This is a genomic window from Cytobacillus gottheilii, assembly GCF_001636345.1.
Classification (GTDB): Bacteria; Bacillota; Bacilli; order Bacillales; family Cytobacillaceae; genus Cytobacillus; species Cytobacillus gottheilii.
Map to the genome: position 1 here is coordinate 1,595,700 of NZ_KV440945.1, position 19,447 is coordinate 1,615,146.

General features: G+C 37.5%; 33 protein-coding genes and 1 pseudogene. 31 read left to right on the forward strand and 3 right to left on the reverse strand.

The window, feature by feature from the left end; genetic code table 11:
* Positions 1-36: 36 nt before the first annotated feature.
* The 30 genes and pseudogenes from A6754_RS07605 to A6754_RS07725 all read left to right on the forward strand — a co-directional run bounded on the left by A6754_RS07605 (position 37) and on the right by A6754_RS07725 (position 16,473).
* The gene (locus tag A6754_RS07605; protein ID WP_066443276.1) at positions 37-2,388 is read left to right on the forward strand and encodes a phage/plasmid primase, P4 family; all 2,352 of its coding nucleotides are present in this window, start codon (positions 37-39) and stop codon (positions 2,386-2,388) included.
* Positions 2,388-2,813: a TubC N-terminal docking domain-related protein gene (locus tag A6754_RS07610; RefSeq protein ID WP_066443278.1), complete on the forward strand. Its 426-nt coding sequence runs from the start codon at positions 2,388-2,390 to the stop codon at positions 2,811-2,813. The genes A6754_RS07605 and A6754_RS07610 overlap by 1 nt, the downstream gene beginning before the upstream one ends.
* A 103-nt stretch (positions 2,814-2,916) precedes the next feature.
* A complete protein-coding gene (locus A6754_RS07615) occupies positions 2,917-3,336 on the forward strand; it encodes a GIY-YIG nuclease family protein (RefSeq protein WP_066443280.1) in 420 nt (139 codons plus the stop codon).
* 13 nt (positions 3,337-3,349) lie between these two features.
* The gene (locus A6754_RS07620) at positions 3,350-3,859 is read left to right on the forward strand and encodes a tyrosine-type recombinase/integrase (RefSeq protein ID WP_066443282.1); all 510 of its coding nucleotides are present in this window, start codon (positions 3,350-3,352) and stop codon (positions 3,857-3,859) included.
* A 29-nt stretch (positions 3,860-3,888) separates the two neighbouring features.
* Positions 3,889-4,191, forward strand: coding sequence for a hypothetical protein (locus tag A6754_RS07625; protein ID WP_066443284.1), 303 nt, complete (start codon positions 3,889-3,891; stop codon positions 4,189-4,191).
* A 234-nt stretch (positions 4,192-4,425) separates the two neighbouring features.
* The gene (locus tag A6754_RS07630) at positions 4,426-4,716 is read left to right on the forward strand and encodes a hypothetical protein (protein ID WP_082851640.1); all 291 of its coding nucleotides are present in this window, start codon (positions 4,426-4,428) and stop codon (positions 4,714-4,716) included.
* 139 nt (positions 4,717-4,855) lie between these two features.
* The gene (locus A6754_RS22920) at positions 4,856-4,993 is read left to right on the forward strand and encodes a hypothetical protein (protein WP_180320197.1); all 138 of its coding nucleotides are present in this window, start codon (positions 4,856-4,858) and stop codon (positions 4,991-4,993) included.
* A gap of 178 nt (positions 4,994-5,171) precedes the next feature.
* On the forward strand, positions 5,172-5,390 hold the full coding sequence (locus A6754_RS07635; RefSeq protein WP_066443285.1) for a hypothetical protein: 219 nt from the start codon (positions 5,172-5,174) through the stop codon (positions 5,388-5,390).
* Between the two features lie 60 nt (positions 5,391-5,450).
* Complete coding sequence (locus A6754_RS07640; protein ID WP_066443288.1) at positions 5,451-5,642, forward strand: hypothetical protein; 192 nt, start codon at positions 5,451-5,453, stop codon at positions 5,640-5,642.
* Positions 5,643-5,719: 77 nt separating this feature from the next.
* Entirely contained in the window at positions 5,720-7,039 is a 1,320-nt protein-coding gene (locus tag A6754_RS07645) for a hypothetical protein (RefSeq protein ID WP_066443293.1), read from the forward strand.
* Between the two features lie 17 nt (positions 7,040-7,056).
* Complete coding sequence (locus A6754_RS07650; RefSeq protein ID WP_066443295.1) at positions 7,057-8,796, forward strand: fibronectin type III domain-containing protein; 1,740 nt, start codon at positions 7,057-7,059, stop codon at positions 8,794-8,796.
* A 2-nt stretch (positions 8,797-8,798) separates the two neighbouring features.
* Positions 8,799-8,969 carry a hypothetical protein gene (locus A6754_RS22710; protein ID WP_156495723.1) on the forward strand — a complete coding sequence of 57 codons (171 nt, stop codon included), beginning with the start codon at positions 8,799-8,801 and terminating at the stop codon, positions 8,967-8,969.
* Positions 8,969-9,418: a hypothetical protein gene (locus tag A6754_RS07655; RefSeq protein ID WP_066443297.1), complete on the forward strand. Its 450-nt coding sequence runs from the start codon at positions 8,969-8,971 to the stop codon at positions 9,416-9,418. The genes A6754_RS22710 and A6754_RS07655 overlap by 1 nt, the downstream gene beginning before the upstream one ends.
* Complete coding sequence (locus tag A6754_RS07660; RefSeq protein ID WP_066443299.1) at positions 9,419-9,700, forward strand: hypothetical protein; 282 nt, start codon at positions 9,419-9,421, stop codon at positions 9,698-9,700.
* Between the two features lie 13 nt (positions 9,701-9,713).
* Positions 9,714-9,854 carry a hypothetical protein gene (locus A6754_RS22925; protein WP_180320198.1) on the forward strand — a complete coding sequence of 47 codons (141 nt, stop codon included), beginning with the start codon at positions 9,714-9,716 and terminating at the stop codon, positions 9,852-9,854.
* Positions 9,855-10,259 (forward strand): hypothetical protein, encoded by a 405-nt coding sequence (locus A6754_RS07665; protein WP_066443302.1) that lies wholly within the window; start codon positions 9,855-9,857, stop codon positions 10,257-10,259.
* Positions 10,260-10,272: 13 nt separating this feature from the next.
* Entirely contained in the window at positions 10,273-10,443 is a 171-nt protein-coding gene (locus tag A6754_RS22715) for a hypothetical protein (protein WP_156495725.1), read from the forward strand.
* Positions 10,444-10,508: 65 nt separating this feature from the next.
* The gene (locus A6754_RS07670) at positions 10,509-10,874 is read left to right on the forward strand and encodes a hypothetical protein (protein WP_082851643.1); all 366 of its coding nucleotides are present in this window, start codon (positions 10,509-10,511) and stop codon (positions 10,872-10,874) included.
* Positions 10,874-11,500, forward strand: coding sequence for a zonular occludens toxin domain-containing protein (locus A6754_RS07675; protein ID WP_066443303.1), 627 nt, complete (start codon positions 10,874-10,876; stop codon positions 11,498-11,500). Before A6754_RS07670 ends, A6754_RS07675 begins: the two co-directional genes overlap by 1 nt.
* Positions 11,497-11,841, forward strand: a complete 345-nt coding sequence (locus tag A6754_RS07680; RefSeq protein ID WP_066443304.1) for a hypothetical protein — start codon at positions 11,497-11,499, stop codon at positions 11,839-11,841. The genes A6754_RS07675 and A6754_RS07680 overlap by 4 nt, the downstream gene beginning before the upstream one ends.
* Positions 11,842-11,852: 11 nt before the next feature.
* Positions 11,853-12,098, forward strand: a complete 246-nt coding sequence (locus A6754_RS07685) for a hypothetical protein (RefSeq protein ID WP_066443305.1) — start codon at positions 11,853-11,855, stop codon at positions 12,096-12,098.
* Positions 12,099-12,234: 136 nt separating this feature from the next.
* On the forward strand, positions 12,235-12,720 hold the full coding sequence (locus A6754_RS07690; RefSeq protein ID WP_066443310.1) for a hypothetical protein: 486 nt from the start codon (positions 12,235-12,237) through the stop codon (positions 12,718-12,720).
* Positions 12,713-13,417 (forward strand): lytic transglycosylase domain-containing protein, encoded by a 705-nt coding sequence (locus A6754_RS07695; protein WP_066443311.1) that lies wholly within the window; start codon positions 12,713-12,715, stop codon positions 13,415-13,417. Before A6754_RS07690 ends, A6754_RS07695 begins: the two co-directional genes overlap by 8 nt.
* A 1-nt stretch (position 13,418) precedes the next feature.
* Entirely contained in the window at positions 13,419-13,574 is a 156-nt protein-coding gene (locus A6754_RS22720; RefSeq protein ID WP_156495727.1) for a hypothetical protein, read from the forward strand.
* Between the two features lie 13 nt (positions 13,575-13,587).
* Positions 13,588-13,821, forward strand: coding sequence for a hypothetical protein (locus A6754_RS07700; protein WP_066443312.1), 234 nt, complete (start codon positions 13,588-13,590; stop codon positions 13,819-13,821).
* Between the two features lie 74 nt (positions 13,822-13,895).
* Complete coding sequence (locus A6754_RS07705; protein WP_066443313.1) at positions 13,896-14,147, forward strand: hypothetical protein; 252 nt, start codon at positions 13,896-13,898, stop codon at positions 14,145-14,147.
* A gap of 178 nt (positions 14,148-14,325) precedes the next feature.
* On the forward strand, positions 14,326-14,865 hold the full coding sequence (locus A6754_RS07710) for a recombinase family protein (RefSeq protein WP_066443315.1): 540 nt from the start codon (positions 14,326-14,328) through the stop codon (positions 14,863-14,865).
* Between the two features lie 68 nt (positions 14,866-14,933).
* Positions 14,934-15,524 carry a hypothetical protein gene (locus A6754_RS22330; protein WP_082851644.1) on the forward strand — a complete coding sequence of 197 codons (591 nt, stop codon included), beginning with the start codon at positions 14,934-14,936 and terminating at the stop codon, positions 15,522-15,524.
* Positions 15,525-15,631: 107 nt separating this feature from the next.
* Positions 15,632-15,934, forward strand: a pseudogene (locus A6754_RS07720) (sigma-70 family RNA polymerase sigma factor); the annotation flags it as partial.
* A gap of 188 nt (positions 15,935-16,122) precedes the next feature.
* Positions 16,123-16,473, forward strand: a complete 351-nt coding sequence (locus A6754_RS07725) for a hypothetical protein (protein WP_066443319.1) — start codon at positions 16,123-16,125, stop codon at positions 16,471-16,473.
* 11 nt (positions 16,474-16,484) lie between these two features.
* Here the strand turns inward: A6754_RS07725 and A6754_RS07730 are convergent, their stop codons facing one another.
* A complete protein-coding gene (locus A6754_RS07730; RefSeq protein WP_066443321.1) occupies positions 16,485-16,859 on the reverse strand; it encodes a hypothetical protein in 375 nt (124 codons plus the stop codon).
* Between the two features lie 82 nt (positions 16,860-16,941).
* The gene (locus tag A6754_RS07735) at positions 16,942-17,799 is read right to left on the reverse strand and encodes a PhzF family phenazine biosynthesis protein (protein WP_066443322.1); all 858 of its coding nucleotides are present in this window, start codon (positions 17,797-17,799) and stop codon (positions 16,942-16,944) included.
* A 167-nt stretch (positions 17,800-17,966) separates the two neighbouring features.
* Between A6754_RS07735 and A6754_RS07740 the strand changes: the two genes are divergently transcribed.
* Positions 17,967-18,398: a GNAT family N-acetyltransferase gene (locus A6754_RS07740; RefSeq protein WP_066443325.1), complete on the forward strand. Its 432-nt coding sequence runs from the start codon at positions 17,967-17,969 to the stop codon at positions 18,396-18,398.
* Positions 18,399-18,435: 37 nt separating this feature from the next.
* Here A6754_RS07740 and A6754_RS07745 read toward each other — a convergent pair whose 3' ends face one another.
* Positions 18,436-19,377, reverse strand: coding sequence for a DMT family transporter (locus A6754_RS07745; RefSeq protein WP_066443326.1), 942 nt, complete (start codon positions 19,375-19,377; stop codon positions 18,436-18,438).
* Positions 19,378-19,447: the final 70 nt, after the last annotated feature.

The following is a 19,447-nucleotide window of genomic DNA, read 5'->3' on the forward strand; positions in this document are numbered from 1 at the left end:
TATTGTATCAAAATTCAATTTGAAAGGAAAGAGCCGATGCTTGCACATTCCATTACAACAGAAACAGTCGATTTGGTTCGGCTGTTTCCTTCCAGTCAGATCAAGACCATTAAACTATTAGGCTACTCAAATTTTAATAAAGAACAGGATTACAGCAAAAGGTATACAGCAGCCAAACGGCCGTTCATGAAAGGGTGGCAGCACATGGACAAGCCTGGCTTATCAAATACTGAATCATCCACCTGGATTAATGAAGGTGGGTGGACAGGCTTGGTCATTCCTAAAGGTTATATCGTAGTCGATATTGACGATCCACAGGAAGGGGAGCTGCTGTTTAAAGCTTTGAAAAAGGATCAGTTGAGCTTTCATGCCATTCAAACGGTTCGAGGTTATCAATTCTTCTTTAAGGATAATGGCAGAATCAAAAGCCAGGATGCCACTGTATTAATGGCCTGCGGTTGTGTCGGTGATTATAGAATTGCCGAACGGGGGCAAATTGTTCTTCCATCCAATAATACAAAGGGCAGGGAATGGGTGCAGCTGCATGATGGTGAGCTGTCTGAAATGCCGATTTACTTTGAACGTTTAAAAAAGCTGAACAAAGATGGAAGGCCTTTTCCTGTTCCAATGAATGAAGGCGGACGGAATAATGCCATGTATGCTCACGCTTGCCGCCTTGTTGAGTTTGGTTATGACCAGGACGAGATCCATGAGATCACCAGCTTTATTAATAAGTATTTGTTTTTACCGCCACTCGATCATAACGAGTACATAGCGACTTATAAAAGCGCCTTGCAGCGAGTTCCAAGTGGGAAAAGGTATGGAGAAACAGTACCTCCAGCCAATCCTCCAGTGAAGCAAGCAGCCGATGCACCAAAGGAAAAAAAGTTCAATTTAACGGAAGTCGGCAATGCGGAAAGACTTGTACATCGAAACGGCAGCAATTTACGCTTTTGCATTGAATTTGAAGAATGGCTGCTATGGAACGGTAAGACATGGATTGAGGATAAAAAGAAGCAAATTGAGCGCATTGCTTTAAAAACGTTTCGTGAAATTTTTACAGAAGCAGCCAAGGAAGAAGATATGAGCCGAAGAAATGAGCTTGTCAAATGGGCGCAATCCAGTGAAAAAAGCTCTGTCTTTCTTAATAGTATTGCTCGATCCGAAGCCATGCTCCCGATCAGCCAGGACGATTTGAATAAAGATCGGTTTAAGCTGAATTGTGCGAATGGAGTTGTGGATCTGAAAACAGGAGACTTGCTGCCACATAATCGTGCTTTATATATGACGAAAAACACTCATATTAACTTCTTGAAAGAAGCAGAATGTCCAACATGGATTGGGTTTCTGGAGAGCATTATGAAGGATGAACAGGGCAATGTGAAGCAAGATCTAATTGATTTTCTCCAGAAGGCAATGGGCTACACGCTTACAGGAGATACGAATGAACAGGTCGCCTTCTTCTTATGGGGCACAGGCAGAAACGGAAAATCCACTTTTATAAACATCGTGAAAGATATATTAGGCGATTACGGCAAGCAAACGAACAGTGATACATTTACGAGCAAGATGAATGATAACGGTATTAACAATGATATTGCCCGGCTGCATGGGGCAAGATTTGTTTCAGCTGTGGAGTCAGAGGACGGGCAGAAACTATCCGAAGCGCTAATTAAACAGCTAACAGGCGGTGAGCCGATTACGGCCAGATTTTTAAGAAAAGAGTTTTTCGAGTTTATCCCTGAATTTAAGATCTTTTTCACGACAAATCATAAGCCAATTGTTAAAGGTGATGACGAGGGGATCTGGCGAAGAATCAGACTGATTCCTTTCACACATACAATTCCACGTGAAGAAGTGGACAAGCAGCTGCCAGAGAAATTAAGAGCAGAGCTTCCAGGCATTTTACGATGGGCAGTTGAAGGTTGTCTGAAATGGCAGGAAGAAGGACTTGGAGAACCAGACGAAGTGAAGGCAGCCACAGACGAATATAAGGAAGAAATGGATCTCTTATCAAACTTCCTTGATGAAAACTGTGTAATCATGCCAGAAGCAAAAGTTGCTGTTAATGAGATCCACAAGACATATATGAAGTGGGCCGAGGAAAACGGAGAATACCCGATGAAGCAGCGTGCATTCAGCAGCCGTCTGCAAATGCGTGGCTTCTCAAAACGAAAGTCTACAGGCAACCGCACCTTCTTTTTCGGCATCGGACTCCTGGCTGATTACAAGGACAAGTTACCTAATAGTTACTCAGTTACCCAAAGTGACGCAATTTCTAGTTTACCTCCTATAGAGAAAAATTTTGAGACTAACCTAGAAAACAGCTCACTAAGGGTAACTTTGAATGCAAAAAGTAACTCTACAGTAATTGAGGAGGAGATTTAATGATTTATCAACTTCTTAACACAATGTATCACTTAAATATAAAACTAGAAGAAATAAACGGTAAAACAAAACTAGTCTATGAAACTGGATTCCTTGATGATCGTTTGAAAGCACAAATAAAAAAACATAAACAGGAGTTGATCCAGCGCCAGGCAGAAAACGCAGCTGCTAGAAAACTCGGCTTCCTTGTTTATGATCATGGGGAGCTTTACGAATACAGATACGGCCGTGGAGCCTTCCTGTACATTCAAAGGCTCCCATATAGCCGAGCAAGCGCCTGGAGAGAAAACTATTTGCCAGGGCAGGCAGAAGCTTATAAGACGAAAACGGTTGTTCATGATGTTTTGTTTGAGAAGGCTTTTGAGCAGGCGGTGGGGTTTGTTGAGTGGATGGGAGGAAAAAGAGTAGATAGTCTACTATTATAAAAATAATAAGCCTATTTCTAGGGAAAAATAACCATTTAAATTCCTTTTTTAGTAGAATGTTATTATAAATGCAAAAAATATATTAGAAAAAGGGGTTTAAGGATTGATAAACATAACAATTCCAAATGTTGATTTATCCTTTAGTGTATCTGGTATTTATAACATACCGAACAATATGGCAGGTTTATATCTATTTTACAATGATGAAAATGTTCTAATGTACGTAGGGCAGACAAGAGATTTAAGAACTCGTATTAAATTACATCTAAATCCTAAAACCAAAACATCTAGTGGTATTTATCATAATTTTAAGTGGGTTGAAGTTATTTTTGAAGAAGATGATTTATCAAGAGAACTATATGAAACTTATATGATAAATACTCTAAAACCACTTCTAAACTTTGATAAGGTTATAACATATAAAACAAGTAGATATGACAATTCATATAACCTTGAAATTAAAGAGTTAAACACTAAATTTCAAACTAGGTTAGATGCTGCACTTAAGAAATTTTACTTATAAGGAGAGAAATAATGTGAATAAATTACCCCCTATAAAAGATTTAGAGACAATTGAGCTAATGAAGACTCAGTTATTAAAAGAGGGTAAACGGGAATGGTTCTTATTTGTCTTAGGTATAAATGTTGGGGTTAAGATTAGTTTGCTACTAAATTTAAAAGTTAAAGATATAAAAAATCAAACTCATATAGTAATAAAAGAAAATAATTCATCTAAGATAAAGCGAATTTTTATAAATGAAAAGTTAAAAAATGATATAGAAATTTATACTGCAGGAATGAATGACGAAGCATATGTATTTAAATCATATAGAAGTGATAGACCAATTAAACGTGTACAAGCCTATAAGATTTTAAAGAAAGTAGCTACAGAAGCAGGAGTATCTTCCTTTGGTCCTGAAACTTTGAGAAGTACGTTTGCATACCATTTCTATCAACAAACACAGGATATTGAACTATTACAATATCTATTTAATCATTCCTCAGTTAATGTAACCTTAAAATTTCTTGATGTTAGTAAAAACTGAAATTATTTAAAAGATTTGGAGGTAAAGAAATGGCCTATTTAAGCCAGGTACGCTCCGGAGGAAAGCAATACATATATTTAACGGAATATTGCGGTAGACAGCCATATACAGCGAAAACAGAAAGACATGTATATGGATTTGGGAATAGTCGAATTGCTTTGTTAAAAATGAAACGGTGGCTGCGTAAGTTTGACTCTGAGTTTCCAGAGCAATTAAATGAACTTGGATATACAGAAAATGATCTAAAAGAATGGATTGAAACATTAGAAACTGGAATAACAAAGAACGGAAGGAAATTTAAAATTACAAGACAAAAACGTGCGGTATATTAATATAAATATATATTATTAAAATTACGCGGCAAAGCTATTTTTTTGATAATTATTTTACAGAGAAAAAGATTGGATATTAGATCGTAACCCAATAAATCATTTGAAGAATAAATTTTAACTAAAATGACAGGAGAGATATTTTCTTCCTGTCATTTTTTTAATATAACCCAAAAATTCTTTTGGGATATTATCTTCAGCTAGAACCTTTTATAGTTTGATTAAGAGGTGATCTCAATGGAACCAGAAACGGGCCAACCTATTGATTCTTCTCAAAGTGAAGAAACAACAGATCAAGCTCCTGGTGTTGATCAGACATCCATAGACGAGGATACAACGGTGAATTCTGCTTCTCAGGATAATCCACAGGTTGTAGTTCCCGTTGATGTGCGAGAAATGACGGTCATTGAAAATGAAAAAGGCAAAGTTGCTATTATTCATGAGATAACGTTCGGTGAATTGATCGTTTCTACGCTGCTAATGGCATTGATCATCTTTCAATTTTTAAGTCGGATCATTAGGAGGTAGCGAACATGTATGAAGTTTTCGAGCAAACTCCTGCTGAAATAATTCTTACATATGTTTTGTTTCTATCAGCTTGTGCCCTGGCTTTTCCTATTATCTCCTTGATCTACACTGCAGCAACAAACTGGAGGGATAGACGAGGATGAATGAAATAGGCGGATTGATGGCGAGTGCTTTCAGCTACTTCCTTGGAAACCCGGACATTATGACCTCTTTGATCACCTGGGCGGTTTTTATATCGCTGGTGCTAACAGTTGTGGAATTTAGAAAAACAGGCTGAAAGGGGCGATGTAACTTGTGAATTTGTCGGGTGTATGGGATTGGTCGTTCTTTTGGGATAGTTTCGGGTTTTTATTAAGAACCTCAGCGAATTTCGTCATGATCATTGTTGCCATTATCGCAATGGGGTTATTGATCTCCGTCATTATAAAGGCTGTAAAGCAAAGTAGGGGATCATAATGAACCAGCTGCCATCTATGAACTTTTTTACGGAAGCTAGGATGCTAGAGTTTTGGGGATATGTAAAACAGCTTTTATCAGCTGTTTCTCCAATGGTGCTGCTGGCAGTGGCGGTCATTGCTGCTGGAATGCTCTTAGTTATTATCGTGAATGCCTTTAGGCAAGCAGCGAGTAAAGATGATGATGACAATGACGAATATGAAGTAAAGCATTATTAATGTTAATGTTCGGGAGCCCCCCGATATTATAAAAAAATTTCCTTTTAGGAGGACTAAAAAATGGAGGAGAATACTTCAATGTTAGATTTAACAGGAATTTCACTACCTTTTACAGTAAATGACATGGCCACAGCAGGGATGACTCTTTTAGGATTGGTTGCTGGTTTCGTACTTCTTGCACTTGCATTCAAGTTCGTTCCAAAAATCATTACTTTGATTCTAGGAGCTTTCCGTGGCGGAAACAAAGCTTAATAAGCAACACACCGAAGGGGGAGAGTGTACACGCTCTTGCCCTTTTTTCTTAGTCAAAACGTGAGGTGTTTAATATAGTGCGAAAGTTAGCAAGTTCACTTTTTGTCATGTTGCTGCTGTTTCAGATTTTTGTTAGTCCAGTAGCTGCTAATCAAATGTCACGTGAATATTACCCTCCTGCCGATTCTGATTACTACCAAAAGAAAATGTCCTATCAGCTTTACATAAGCCATGGAACAAAGAAAGTGAGAATGACTCAATATAAATCTGGTGTTCCTATGACAGACGATTCGGTCATTACCACGGTTACATGGGATGTGAAGGAGAATTCTTTCATCTGGATGGACATGACTTGTAAGGGCCCAACCGTATTTCATTACTTAGATGCAGCTGGTGAGGTTGTTGCTTCCCATGTTCGGGGAGAGAGTTCAAGCAATTTAAAAGAAGGTTCTTGTGCGCCAGGTGATGTGATTAAGCTTTCAGACTTTAATGAAGATGCTAATCAGTATAAGAGTGATACGTTCGGAGGAACAAAGCCGAAACTAACGAAACCTGACACACCAGATGGATCAGGCGGTGATGGGGATTCTGGTTATCTCCCTCCTGGCTCCAATGATGGTGGTTCAGATGGTGGCGGTACAGAACCTGGAGGGGATGACGGATCTGGAAGTGACGGAGGAACTGATCCTGGAGGAACTGATCCGGATGGAGGATCAGGCGGTGATAGTGGTTCAGGATCGTGTGACAGCTGCCAAGTATTTGAATGTCCTGGCTGGGATGAATATATGGGCGGTCTGGAAGACATTAAGAACGCTATACCTCCTGCGCCAAACTGGAAAGATGTAGCTGATACATTCCGAGATTCGATTGCTCCGAAAATCAAGCAGGACATGGCTGATTTATTAGGAAGCGCACCGAGCAAACCGGCAGCTCCTTCCTTGCCATCTGGAGTTAATGACGGAGGTTTTAAAAATAGTGCTCCCACTGGAAGCGAAGCACCAGGACTAGGTGACACAGATTTTGGAACAATCAAAGATGAAGCGCCTGTAATAGAAGAAGTTCCAGACACTACAGATGGGTTTGAAATCAATAACCCGATTGATACCTTCCCATCACAAGAAGAATTTTTAGAAAACGTGCCAGAGGATTTTGATAATCCAGCACCAGCAGCACCAGAAGATAATATCGGATCTCCTCCCACACCACCAGACGTTGGTGACGGAGTAGCGCCGATACCAGATGACAGCAGTGGTAACGCACCGATTCCAGGCGATCAAGGGGGAACAGCACCACTTCCAAGTGATGACGGAGGGAATGCTCCAATGCCGACAGATCCAGGAGACAGTGCACCAATACCAGGTGATTCAGATGATACATTTCCGATACCTGGACAGTGAAGAAAGAAGGGAGAAAATTGAAGAAAAAATTAATTGCAACATTGTTTATACTTGCTGCAGTTTTGATCATTCCTATTACAGCCAGTGCATCTAATTATGATTTTAAGCAAGGGGACTATGTAGAACTGAATGGATATCTATTTGTTGTGTTAAATCCATCAACAGATTATTTATTTTATGACGGTTACTTGGAAAACCGAAGATTTTCGAGTGGTGGGAATTTATATAGCACTACAGACACATCGAATGTCGGTTACTACCTAAACCGAACGTTTTTAAATAACCTTGGAGGAATATCGGAATACATTCCCAACAAATCTTGGGCGATTTATGACACTAGAAAGGGAACTACTACAAACGTTACAGCAAAAGTGGGATTAATATCTGTAGCAGACTGGAAGAAGTATTCTGTTGAGTACGGAAATGGTTTACTACCTAATCCTATTTACAGTTTTTGGTCAAGGGATAGGGAAACTTTGACTTCACTTAATGCATTGAGGGCAATATTCACTACTGGCGTTGACACTAGGGTTGGACCAACACAGTCTTTAAGTGTTCGTCCTGCTATATATCTGAGTCCTGGTCTTGAATTAAGTGGCGTAGGAACTAAATCAAATCCTTATAAATTAACAACTGAAGAATTAGTTGTACTATCAGACATAACCGACTTATCCCTGATAAAAACAACTCCCACAGAAATAACGTTGAATTGGAAAAATCCAACTGAATCAAATTTTTCTCATTTAAACATTTATAAAAATGGAGAAATAACTAAATCAAATTACTCTGATGAAAGTTTCACTTTTACTAATTTGAATCCATCTGAAACTTACACACTAACGATAAAAGCTGTTGATCTTGATGGAGTTGAAACCGATGGTATATCTATGGTCGTATCAACTGATGATGTTCCTCTAGTACCAGAAGTGAAAGATTTAAATGTTTCCACCACATATGAAAAAGTAAATCTCTCTTGGAAAAATCCTGAAAGTGAATTTTTTAACCATGTAAAAATTTATAGAAAAGTCGAAGGACAAGAAGAAACAGCTAGTGTATTAGAATTTTTCCAACCTTTAAAAGTTAGCGCAGCAGAAACAGATGATTTTTCTCCAATGTTTGAAACGAACGGATCATATTGGAATGATCTGACTGTAGAGCCGGAAACGACTTACAGCTACAAATTAACCACTGTTAATGATGCTGAAGTAGAGTCTGAAGGAACGATTATTGAGGCTACTACCGGAGAAGAGCCTGCCCCAGAAATAGTAGGGGGCGGTTATACAGAAACCGATAATGGTGATTTCCTTTATGAATGGACACAACCAACCACAGGGAAAGTGAAAATTCTTGTCGATGGTGAAGAATATCAAACGGTGGATGCTTCATTAAAAGAGTTTGTCATTCCAAAAGAAGATATGAAGTATGACATATGGAAAAATCCAAAAGTCACACTTGTTCCCGTTTCTGATTCCGGAAAAGAAGGATCGGCTACTAAACCACCATCAAATGACGGGAGTTCTGGAACTCCATTAAGTAATGTGGAAATGCCATTCACAACGAATGAGTTTGTTTCATCTGGAATGATGCTCCTGGCAGTGGTTGCTCCTTTCGTGCTGCTCATGCTTGCATTTAGATTTGTACCAAAAGTGCGGAATTTGATAATGTCCGCATTCGGAAAAGGACAAGCAGGAAAACAGGCTGAAACTGAATCAAGAGAATCTACCAGGGAGCCAAGAGGATATAGAAGGGAGAAATAAAGATGGATGTTGAGTTCATACAGCACATATTTGAAATCGTGTTTAAAGGGCATTTGCTTTATTTAGCTCCCCTTCTCTTTCTTCTAATGTCTATTGTATTTGCAGAGCAATTGATCGGCTTGATTAATACAGCATTTAGCAGCAATGACGGAGGAAGAAGGAGCCGTTATTGATGGGAATTATCGGTGATGCGTTTTTTAAGTTATTCGGTGTCATATGGGATGTGATCGTATGGATCGGATCTCTTATCAAACTCCTTTTTCAAGGGTTAGTTGATATTTTAATAGCGTTCTTTCAAGTGATCTATCAATTGATCGAGGGCGTTCTTTACCTTATCTATATGATCGGAGTTCTTGCGGTTAAGTTCTTTTTAGTATTGTTTGAAGCTTTAAAGGTCTTGTGGTCTTTGATCGTAGGTTTTGCCCGTTCTCTTGGCAGTATTGCTTATACTCCAAGATCAGGCGCAGGACATGGATATTCAAGCATGCTTGGCGAGTTGTTTGAATATGCGAGTATTTTTCAACTGAATAGTTTTGCCGTTATTTTAAGTTTCGGCATTTGGTTTGGTACGGCAGTGGCTGCCATTAAACTTATTTCCTCAATTCGAGTAGGAGGGGATTAATTGAACATTATAGATACGATTAAAAGCTTTATAAATAAGATATTTTCCCCGCCTATTGAGGTGCTTGACCTGGCAATTGAAAAACTGCAAGAAGTGCAGATGATCAGTGCCCAGGGGATCAATATAGGACAGTATTTATCGGTTTTAGGAGATTTGCCCACTTCATGGCAAGTGGCGGTCTCCTCTCTTTTGCTCAGTGTCGTGTTGTTAGGATCACTTTTAATATTTAGATCACTCATGAGAATGTATTTTAGCGTTAAAGAAGGCGTGAAATGGTGGTAAGGAGGATCAGAAAATGGCAGAAGCTTTTATGTATATGTATGTAGTCGGTGCTGGAACAGCAGCAGGAGTCGGAACGGTGGCTTTTATCGGATGGAAGGTCTGGAGCAAACAATCAAAGAAAAAAGCAAAACAACAGCGAAAGGCGGCGTTTTAATTGGTTAGCTTATTCAGAAGAAAGAAAGAAGAAGATGATGAGTATATCTTTGAAACCAGCGATCTATTAATTGTCTTTGATGATGAAAAGAAAATCAGTGATATAAACCGAGTGACAGCAGTAAATGAGGATGCTGTGATCGTTGCAGGACTGTACAAAGTACCATTAGAAGATTGTGAGATTACAACAGGAAAAGAAGGGCGTAACTTCTTTTACCGAGCTCCTTCAAAATCCATAACGGAAACGCAACGTTTGGCGCAATTAGAAATCAGTACAGTCCTGGAGCAAGTGACAGCATACAAACCGCCTGTACCACCAAACAACCTGGATGGAACGAAAATATTTTTGTTCGCACTAATTTTTGTTGCATTTATCGTACTAGGCATTACTGGATGCCAGGCATAAGGAGAATCTGAAAATGGATAATATGAAACTCTTTTATAAGATTTTTGAATTAAATGGAATCATTAAAGGGATGAACACATTAGCAGAACATGATGGAGCTTATGACAATCCTTTCATTGAAGAAGCAGACGTGAAAATGAAAGAAATTATTGAAATCGTCCAAGAAAAGCAACTTTCACTTTAAAACTAGTGTCGGAGAAACGCTCTACAGCGCATTTAATTTTATTTTCACGGGGAGTTGGTCACTAAATGCAAAATATGAACGAAATACAACCTAATGTAAATAACGCAGATAAGCTTCAGCAAGCCATAAACGATGATCTTTTCCCGAAAGTTGCTCACATATCGGATATAAAGCAAGTCATCGAAGAAATGCAAGGCTTAGCACAGAATATAAGAGAACCACAAATGAAAGCTCTTATTCTATTAAAGAGACTTGGAGAAAACAAGTACATTCATCCAGAAGGAAGTCCATACAAGGAGCTTTATAACTACATCTTAGAAAAAGGTAAAGTGCATATTGCAGATCCTAATTATTACTTGGATACAATCGAAGCATTAATACCAAAACCGCCTAAGCCGATATTACTTGCTGAAAAGGGGATGAAGAAATAATGGCACATCATTTCTTTGTACAAGGAAGCCTTGGAGCTGGTAAGACATTGATCGCTTCTACCCTGGCCCATTGGTGGAAGCTGAAAGTAGAAAGAGAAGGTGGAAAAATCGAGCTGTTTTCTAACTATGAGTTAGATGATTCAACACCGATGACTCATTACACTGATTGGTACAAAGTCGCTGAAGCGCAAGGCAGCATATGCGTTTGGGACGAGTGCTACACAGCTTTTAGCAATCGAAACTGGAATAACTATGGTCAGAACATTCTCAATGATGTGATGATGCTGACAAGAAAAATGAAATCTATACAAATCTATTGTTCTCCTTCTATTGGTTTTGTTGATACACGACTCAGATCAATAGTAGAAGTGCTAATAACTGCAAGAAAAGTCGGTGATGCAGGTTTTGAATATCACTTTATGGATTATCAAACAAAACAATTTATGCACAAGCAATTTTTGCCTATGTATAAAGCTAAAAAGATTATGAAATTAGGTTTATATGATACAGAGCAGATGGTAAGACACTTCCCGGTTCCCACAAACGAAAGAGAAGGGAATGTATTTTTTGAGACTATAGAAGAAATCCACGACAGATCAAGGGGAAAAAGGAGAATCACAGTATGAACATTCAAGAATTCAGCTTAATTCCAGCAGACTACAGAGAGAAAGATCCGAGAACCCTCCCCTATTTATATCCTACAACATTAAATATCGTTGCTTATGCTAAAAAGATGCAGGAATTCAGCTATTATCAAGCCTTGGAGGTTGCTGAAACTCTTGCTAAAATGCAAGGTTTTGTCCTCCTGCCCTGGTCTTGCATCCATTGGGAGAGAGCCAGGAACCTTGGTCATGATCGCAAAATTAAGATTGGCAGGAAATCATTCTTTCTTCTTAAAACAGATGAAATGACGAAAACGGAAAAAAGAAAGCTAGAAAACCTAATCAGTGAAATGAAAACAGGATAATGGAGGGCACTATGGATAATCAAATGTTAGCTGCGCAAATTTTTGACGATACCACACGAATTAGAAATTATTCGGAACAGCTACTTTCATTGGTGAGAAAGCAATTCTCTACACGAAAAATTGATAAATACGATTACGAGCGATTCATCAATATTCTAACTTGCTTGAACCTGCAAACAGAATCAGTTAAATCAGATCTAGTAAGCCTTATTAACCGAGAGAAGCCAAGAAAAATACATTTTGATGTAAAAGTATAATGTTCGGGTTTTCAATCAAAACACCCGGAAAAAATCGTTCTGCAGCTGCTTCATTTTAAGGTAAAACACGAACGATACCAGCTGCCGGCAAGGATCCAATTGAGGTTATATCCGAACAATAAAGGAGCGAAAGAAAATGCAAGTAGAAATCCCGTTCAATCGTCTTGAAATCGCTTGTTTGATACTTCATATGTATAGCATGAGGGACAGTATTAAAAAGGTTTTAAAAAGCAATTATGGCAAGGTGTCAGGCAAGAATCATCTGAAAACATATGACGAAGTAAAACAGATCTTAAAATATGAATTTGAGCTTCTGGAGGAAGATGATAACGAAACGAAAGTTTTGTTCCTGTTTGAAGAAAATGAATTTGAGATGCTGAATTCGTTTGTAGATATCTACATAGAGAAATTATCTGCCTTTATGAAAGAAGCTAAAATGAACAGCGCAGAGGATAAAGAGCAAATGGATCTGCTTCAACAGATCAAGGAGAAGATTGACCAAGAGAAAGCCTTGAAAGTAAATTCGGAATTATTTGAAGGTGAAGTCAAAGACGAAGATAAAGGGCAGTATTTTCTTGATGTGAAGGAGAGAAACCAAAAGGAGAAGGCTATTAATGTTTAGATATATCCCCTTTCTCCTTCTTGCCCTTCTTCTATTCATCACTTCCCCTGTTTCGGCTTCAGATTATGAACAACAAAGAGAACAGATCATTCAGCAAAGAGAGTCATTAAAAGCCGAGATCGCGGCAAATGTAGAAAAGATAGATAATCTACCAGAAGAAGAAAAAGAACAGGCTGTGAACGCTGTTACAAAGCTGAAAAGAGAAGATACGAGGTTGGCAGCATATGAAAAAGCTTATACAAAAGCTCTAGGTTATGAGTCAGAAGTTGTTTATACATCAGCAAGCCGTTCTCTTCCTTTTCCGATTGTTGATCTAAAGCTTGGTGAACTTGTTCCAGGAGAGTTCATCCCGATCTATCAAGCAGCTGCTCAACAATATGGAGTGGATTGGAATGTTCTCGCAGCTATTCATAAGGTTGAAACAGACTTTTCCAGACATCCTACAATGATTTCATCAGCGAACGCAGTCGGTCACATGCAGTTCATGCCAGCAACTTTTCGAGCTTATGGAGTTGACGGAAACAATGACGGCATGAGAGATCCCTGGCAGCTTGAAGATGCGATTTATTCAGCTGCTAACTACTTAGCAAGCAGTGGCTACAAAACAGACGTTAGAAAGGCAATATGGCACTATAACCATTCAGAAGAATATATAAATAAAGTTTTAGGCGTGGCAGCAGGAATAAGGGGGTTTTAAGATGATCTATTTACTTTTGTTCGTGGCTGCCGTTTTTCTTTTGTGGCTGGCTCCAGAAAAGATAGGCAAGCTTTTGAAAAGAAAAGGAAAAAAGTATGCCAAACGATTTGTAAAAAAACAGATCAAACATGAAATAAATCGCTTTAAACCATGGTGAAAGGGTGAAAAGAATGAAATTTAATTTACTTATGTTCTTTGTCTGGATAGGATCAGCAACACTTTTCGCAATCGATTTTAACTTAATAGATCCTAGCTTAATATCGGCCAATGCTAATTGGATCGTTTTCGGCTTGCTGCTGGGAACGGGAATGACTTTTCTGAATAAGTTCTTTTTCGCTCTATTTGACAAAATGATAGTTCCGAAAGGTTCGGAACCTAGTTCTGAGGTAGTTGCGAATAAATAAATTATCTAGGTTGTCACTACATTTGCTGTGATAGCTAAAATAAAAAAATTAAATATCCTGAGGAGGATGAAAAAATGTTAGATTTATCAAATGTTAAGTTGCCTTTCGATGTGAACGAGTTAGTGCATTCAGGAATGATGTTTTTAGGCTTTATTTCTCCGTTTGTTTTACTTGCCCTGGCGTTTTACTTTGTACCAAAGATTATTTCAATCATCCATGTTTCATTTGGTGTTTACCAGGACAACAAAATTAACTCTAGTGATCCACAGTACAAAGAAAAGTATCGTCAAAGTTACAGAGAATCAATAAAAGAAAATTGGAAGTAATAACAAAAAAGATAAGAAACTAGAAAATTATCAATAACGATCGTTTCTGAGAAGAATCTAGGAAAGAGTAAAACAGGAGCAAATAGCCTGTTTTTTCTTTTCCAAAACTATTCTCAAAATCAAATTATCTTTTTAAGTGCTTAAATACCTTTTTGAGAAGAATGGAGGACAACAAAATATGATTATTGGCTATGCTAGGGTTTCTACACAAGATCAAAATTTGCAGCTGCAGCTAGATGCACTTCAAGCAGCTGGTTGCTTTGAAATATTTGAGGAAAAGATGACTGGAACCAAGAAAGATCGTCCAGCTTTGATTGAGATGTTAAAGATGATGCGTAAAGGTGATCGAGTTGTTGTTTATAAACTTGATAGAATTAGTCGAAGTACAAAGCACCTAATAGAACTTGTAGAAGTATTTGAGGAGAAGGAAGTAGATTTTGTTTCCATTCAAGATAATATTGATACTTCAAATGCTATAGGACGTTTTTTCTTTAGAATTATGGCCAGTGTTGCTGAACTTGAACGTGATATTATAAGTGAAAGGACAAAATCAGGTCTAATTTCTGCTAGAGCTAGAGGAAGGAAAGGTGGTAGACCTAACTCAGATAAGAAAAAGGTGGAACTAGCCAAGAAAATGTACCAGTCAAAAAATTATACTATTAAAGAAATAACCACAGCTACTGGTATTAGCCATTCTACACTTTACAGAAATTTATAATTTAATTGAAACTTATAGGTGATAGATTCGTATAATTTGATATCTTAATGTGGGGAGGATAAATAGAGATGAAGAACTTTATTAATATTATATTAGGTTTAACACTAATTGTAGGGATGTTCGTAGGTGCTTTTAAGTTTTTAAACTGGGTTATAAGCCAAATAATATCGATTGATCCGAGAATATCTGCAGCGTTAATCACTGGTTTCTTAGCAGTTGTTGCTGCTTCTCTTTCTATTACTATCCCAAAATATTTAGAAAAGAAAAAGGAAATTGAAGAACAACATAGACAACAAAAAATTCCTGCGTATCAAAGTTTGTTAAATTTTATATTCAACCTTTTAATGGGATCAAAACCAGGTAATAAACCTATGACTGAAAAAGAGATTATTGAATTTATGTCAAAGTTCACTCAAGATCTAATACTATGGGGATCTGATGATGTAATTAAATCTTACAGAAACTTTAGATTGTATCTTATTAATAGAACGCCTAAAGAAGAAATAGATAATCATACTTACATGGAACTTTTAGAAGATTTGTTACTTTCTCTAAGAAAAGACATGGGGCATAAAAATAAGTCATTAGAACGAGGAGAATTGTTGTCCTTATTTATAAATGATGTTGATAAATATATTGAAAAAGGTAAAAAAAAGTAGTAATTTAAATGGTTTAACTGTGAAAAGCTTGTAGAAAGTATTCAGGTATCCAATTATGGAGCTTGTTTGTATAAAAATGGTAAAGATAAAACAGATAACCTCTTTCAGGAAATGAAATCTCCCTCATCGACGTCCTCAAATCCGAATCCGAAGATGTCATCAACACGATCCAACTCAACATGGAGCTTGAAAAGGTTCGGGAATACATTGATGTCCTGGATGGCCGCGAAAGAGAAGTTATTGTGGGGCGGTTTGGGCTTGACCTGAAAAAGGAAAAGACCCAGCGCGAAATTGCCAAAGAGCTCAACATATCCCGCAGCTATGTCTCCCGTATTGAAAAACGCGCTTTAATGAAAATGTTTCATGAGTTTTATCGGGCGGAGAAGGAGAAGCGGAATAAGAATACTTAAATGAATGATAAGCAGCTTTTTCAGGGAGATCCTTTGAAAAAGCTGTTTTTATTTTTCTTGTTATCTCCCTTTTTAACCATAATTAATGCTTAATAATTTTGTGAAATCAATAAATCAAATATAATTAACTTACTTTAATTAAAATCTTATCTATTATTGGCACAAATGATTCAAGAAGGTGAACTATATTGAAAAATTTTATTGTACGAAACTTAATAACTCTTATTATTACCTCTATTATCCTTACAGCTTTTATGCTACTGGGTTTTTGGGAAGGAAATGAAGATTTCTTTCTTACTTTGTTAGTGTTATTTTCATATACTACACTTTTTATCTTCTTATACGGGGTTATTTCATCAATCGTTGCAGAGTTGTTAACTATATTGTTTTGGAAAGGTAAGCGAAAAGTAGTAAAAGTATTAGTTTATTTAGGCTCTCTTGCAATATTTTCTTATTCAGCACCAAATATTGTCTATGTTTTTTACGCATTTATTATGGCAATTTTTTATTTTATATTAGATGAAGTATTTAGAAAATAAATGATATAACATTAACTATTTTCCATGGGAATTTGATCTTTTATTGCTTCATCAACTAAGTCCAACGCCTTAAGTCTTCTTTCTAAAAGTGTTCTTTGCGGACTGCCAGCCTTTGACTTGGCATAACTGCTTTCAACAGAAGGCGTTAAAGCAAGAAGGACCTTTCGGGCACCTGCTAACTCTGTGTGACTATGAGAATGGGGGACTTCATTCCAAACATTTTCTAGCATAGCAAGCCCAATTTTACAGGCATCCAGCCGTTTTTTTACCAGAGTTGTATTTGCACCCTTTTGATTCATTTGGGCATAGGCTTTTTCCAGTTTTTTGATTGTTGATTGCATTGATTTAAGGCACTCAAATTGATCTTCATTCGATATGATTTCCATGTTCGATTGTCTTCTCTTTCCTATTTTTTTTGAAAGGCAAATTATTTAAAGATGGAGCGCCATCCTTATAATAGAATGGCGCTTAATATAATTTTCCCTTTGTTACAATAACCCCTTTGCCCCCAACCATCACTCTTGGATCTTCTTCATTCATTAATTTTGTAATGATTTTTGACGGTCTTCCCATGCTATTTCCCTGAAGAAAAGTGTACTCCTGATTAAATTGCTGTAATACATTGTTTTTGAAAAGATAATAGGTTAATGCAGCGTTTGAAGTGCCTGTTGCGGATTCTTCATTAATGCCATAGAGCGGACAGAAGTTTCTGCTCTCAGCAATCCCTACCCTCGTATCAAGAGTAAAGGCATGGACACCACCCACGTTATGGATCTTTGAATACTCAGCAAGTGCTTTAAAATCAGGATTTAGAGCATATAAAGCATCCTTCGTTTTAATCGGAAGCATGATATCCCACAGACCAGTACTTGCAGACTGAGGTACCAGATGGCAGTCTGTACTGCCTATTTGGTTTTCATCCATGTTGAAGAGGTTCGCCAAATGGACATAATTATCGAATGTTTTCCCAAGCATAGGTTCAGCTTGCTCCATCATAATAAAAGATTGATTGATTTCAACAGCAAGTCTCCCCGCGAGTGTTTTTATAAAATATCTATTATTATCTTCAACATCGTTGTTATCCAATAAGGCTGTGAAGGATGCGATTGTAGCATGCCCACAAAGTTCCACCTGGGAGGTCGGTGTGAAGTACTTAATTTCAAAATGGTTAAGGTCTATTTTCTTAATAAATGCTGTCTCTGAAAAGCGAACTTCTGCAGCAAATTTCTGCATAAACTCTTCGTCTAAATGTTCGTGGATCACTACACCTGCCGGATTTCCACCAAATCTTGTTTCTGTAAAAGCGTCAATTACATAATATAACAATTTTTCAATCTCCTTTTTAGTTATTTGAACAGATAATGAAAAGCATTTCATTTTTATGGGATTTTAGCAAATATTTTATAAAGTAATTGTATCACTAGCAAAAAAAGGAAGGAATCCCCTCTAATATAATTGAAATAGTAACCTATGAAAAGAGAGGGAGTTTTACCATGCAACTGCATATAAACAAAGAATCAAAAAAAGAAGATAAACAATATGTTGACGACGCACTTTACAAGTTCAACCTCGAGCATTTTCCCAAGGATTTGGGAGGTAGATATGAAGAAATTAATCTATTTCTTAAGGATGATAATGGCAAGGTTTATGGTGGAATCTTAGCTGCAGTCTGCTGGAACTGGCTGGAGATTTATACGTTTATTTTAGTTGAAGACATTCGGCACTCCGGGTATGGGACAACATTATTAACAGAGCTGGAGGCCATTGCTTTGGATAAAAAATGTGATTTCATAAAAGTTGATACATTGAGTTTTCAGGCTTTAGATTTTTATCAAAAGAATGGCTATGAAGTGTTTGGCAGCATCGATCATGTAGGAAGAGAATTTGTGCATTATTATTTAAAGAAGGACTTATCAATTAAATAAAAGTAGTTTAAGTGCTTTTGAATTAAAGCCCCTCAACTCAACCAACCTTAAGGGGCTCTTTCTCATCAGGATGCTGGCTGGAACTTGATGAATCTTTTTTATGCAATGCCATTAATAAGATCATGCCAATGATACAAAGTGTGCCTAGCCACTGGAAAAAGCCAAAGGGTTCTTTTAGCCAAAAGACAGTTGTTAAAACAGCTGCGAGCGGCTCGATGCTGCCCAGCAGACTTGATTCTTTAGGTGACAGGCTTTGCAGGCTTTCGATATAAAACCAGAAGGCAATCATGGTTCCGAAAATGATGACAAAAGCTAAATAGAAATAAGCTTCTAATGCTAAGCTATTAAAATTCATCTGCCATGGCGGGTGGATGAAACTTAACGCACTTCCGCCGATGATCATCGCCCATCCGACAATTACAAGTGAATCATATTGCTTCAGTAACGGGATGGCATTTAATGTATAAAAAGCAAGGGCGATTCCAGATAAAACTCCCCAAATGATAGCAGGCGCTGGTACAGATAATTGTGAGATGGAGCCGTTTGTTAATAAGAAAAAACAGCCAATTAATGCGAGAGAAACAGTCAGCAGATCTCTTCCTGTCAGAATGGTTTGTTTGCGTAAAATTAAGTATAAGATAATCATAACGGGTGCTAAATACTGTAATAGAGTTGCAACGGCTGCATTTCCATGTTCAATTGAAGCCATATAAGTGTATTGAACGGCAAGCATACCGAGTAACCCGAAGATCACTAAGTGAAGAGCGGTTTTTCTTGTTTTCCATACTCCGATTATTTGGGAACGGTCTTTTTTAAAATATTGAACTGTTAAGAGTAAAAGACCTGCAATGAGCAAGCGGGTTGTGACCAGCCAATTGACGTCGATTCCTAATTCAAATAGCTTTTTAGCTGCTGTACCGCCGACTCCCCAAAACATTGCTCCAGTTATAACAAGAAACATTCCCTTTCGTCTATTCATGTTTGATTTTCCACCTCGAATATAAAAATAGTGTTATAATACTTTAAATAATAAATGGAAAACCTTAGGA

What these genes read in the sequence shown, in the direction of transcription:
- A6754_RS07625 (WP_066443284.1), top strand. Translation starts at nt 3,889, where the DNA reads ATGGCCTATTTAAGCCAGGTACGCTCCGGAGGAAAGCAATACATATAT.
- A6754_RS22720 (WP_156495727.1), top strand. Translation starts at nt 13,419, where the DNA reads ATGATCTATTTACTTTTGTTCGTGGCTGCCGTTTTTCTTTTGTGGCTG.
- A6754_RS07680 (WP_066443304.1), top strand. Translation starts at nt 11,497, where the DNA reads ATGAACATTCAAGAATTCAGCTTAATTCCAGCAGACTACAGAGAGAAA.
- A6754_RS07630 (WP_082851640.1), top strand. Translation starts at nt 4,426, where the DNA reads ATGGAACCAGAAACGGGCCAACCTATTGATTCTTCTCAAAGTGAAGAA.
- A6754_RS07685 (WP_066443305.1), top strand. Translation starts at nt 11,853, where the DNA reads ATGGATAATCAAATGTTAGCTGCGCAAATTTTTGACGATACCACACGA.
- A6754_RS07635 (WP_066443285.1), top strand. Translation starts at nt 5,172, where the DNA reads ATGAACCAGCTGCCATCTATGAACTTTTTTACGGAAGCTAGGATGCTA.
- A6754_RS07710 (WP_066443315.1), top strand. Translation starts at nt 14,326, where the DNA reads ATGATTATTGGCTATGCTAGGGTTTCTACACAAGATCAAAATTTGCAG.
- A6754_RS22715 (WP_156495725.1), top strand. Translation starts at nt 10,273, where the DNA reads ATGGATAATATGAAACTCTTTTATAAGATTTTTGAATTAAATGGAATC.
- A6754_RS22925 (WP_180320198.1), top strand. Translation starts at nt 9,714, where the DNA reads ATGGCAGAAGCTTTTATGTATATGTATGTAGTCGGTGCTGGAACAGCA.
- A6754_RS07705 (WP_066443313.1), top strand. Translation starts at nt 13,896, where the DNA reads ATGTTAGATTTATCAAATGTTAAGTTGCCTTTCGATGTGAACGAGTTA.
- A6754_RS07605 (WP_066443276.1), top strand. Translation starts at nt 37, where the DNA reads ATGCTTGCACATTCCATTACAACAGAAACAGTCGATTTGGTTCGGCTG.
- A6754_RS07640 (WP_066443288.1), top strand. Translation starts at nt 5,451, where the DNA reads ATGGAGGAGAATACTTCAATGTTAGATTTAACAGGAATTTCACTACCT.
- A6754_RS07745 (WP_066443326.1), bottom strand. Translation starts at nt 19,377, where the DNA reads ATGAATAGACGAAAGGGAATGTTTCTTGTTATAACTGGAGCAATGTTT.
- A6754_RS07690 (WP_066443310.1), top strand. Translation starts at nt 12,235, where the DNA reads ATGCAAGTAGAAATCCCGTTCAATCGTCTTGAAATCGCTTGTTTGATA.
- A6754_RS22330 (WP_082851644.1), top strand. Translation starts at nt 14,934, where the DNA reads ATGAAGAACTTTATTAATATTATATTAGGTTTAACACTAATTGTAGGG.
- A6754_RS07655 (WP_066443297.1), top strand. Translation starts at nt 8,969, where the DNA reads ATGGGAATTATCGGTGATGCGTTTTTTAAGTTATTCGGTGTCATATGG.
- A6754_RS07610 (WP_066443278.1), top strand. Translation starts at nt 2,388, where the DNA reads ATGATTTATCAACTTCTTAACACAATGTATCACTTAAATATAAAACTA.
- A6754_RS22710 (WP_156495723.1), top strand. Translation starts at nt 8,799, where the DNA reads ATGGATGTTGAGTTCATACAGCACATATTTGAAATCGTGTTTAAAGGG.
- A6754_RS07730 (WP_066443321.1), bottom strand. Translation starts at nt 16,859, where the DNA reads ATGGAAATCATATCGAATGAAGATCAATTTGAGTGCCTTAAATCAATG.
- A6754_RS07695 (WP_066443311.1), top strand. Translation starts at nt 12,713, where the DNA reads ATGTTTAGATATATCCCCTTTCTCCTTCTTGCCCTTCTTCTATTCATC.
- A6754_RS07700 (WP_066443312.1), top strand. Translation starts at nt 13,588, where the DNA reads ATGAAATTTAATTTACTTATGTTCTTTGTCTGGATAGGATCAGCAACA.
- A6754_RS07675 (WP_066443303.1), top strand. Translation starts at nt 10,874, where the DNA reads ATGGCACATCATTTCTTTGTACAAGGAAGCCTTGGAGCTGGTAAGACA.
- A6754_RS07670 (WP_082851643.1), top strand. Translation starts at nt 10,509, where the DNA reads ATGCAAAATATGAACGAAATACAACCTAATGTAAATAACGCAGATAAG.
- A6754_RS22920 (WP_180320197.1), top strand. Translation starts at nt 4,856, where the DNA reads ATGAATGAAATAGGCGGATTGATGGCGAGTGCTTTCAGCTACTTCCTT.
- A6754_RS07740 (WP_066443325.1), top strand. Translation starts at nt 17,967, where the DNA reads ATGCAACTGCATATAAACAAAGAATCAAAAAAAGAAGATAAACAATAT.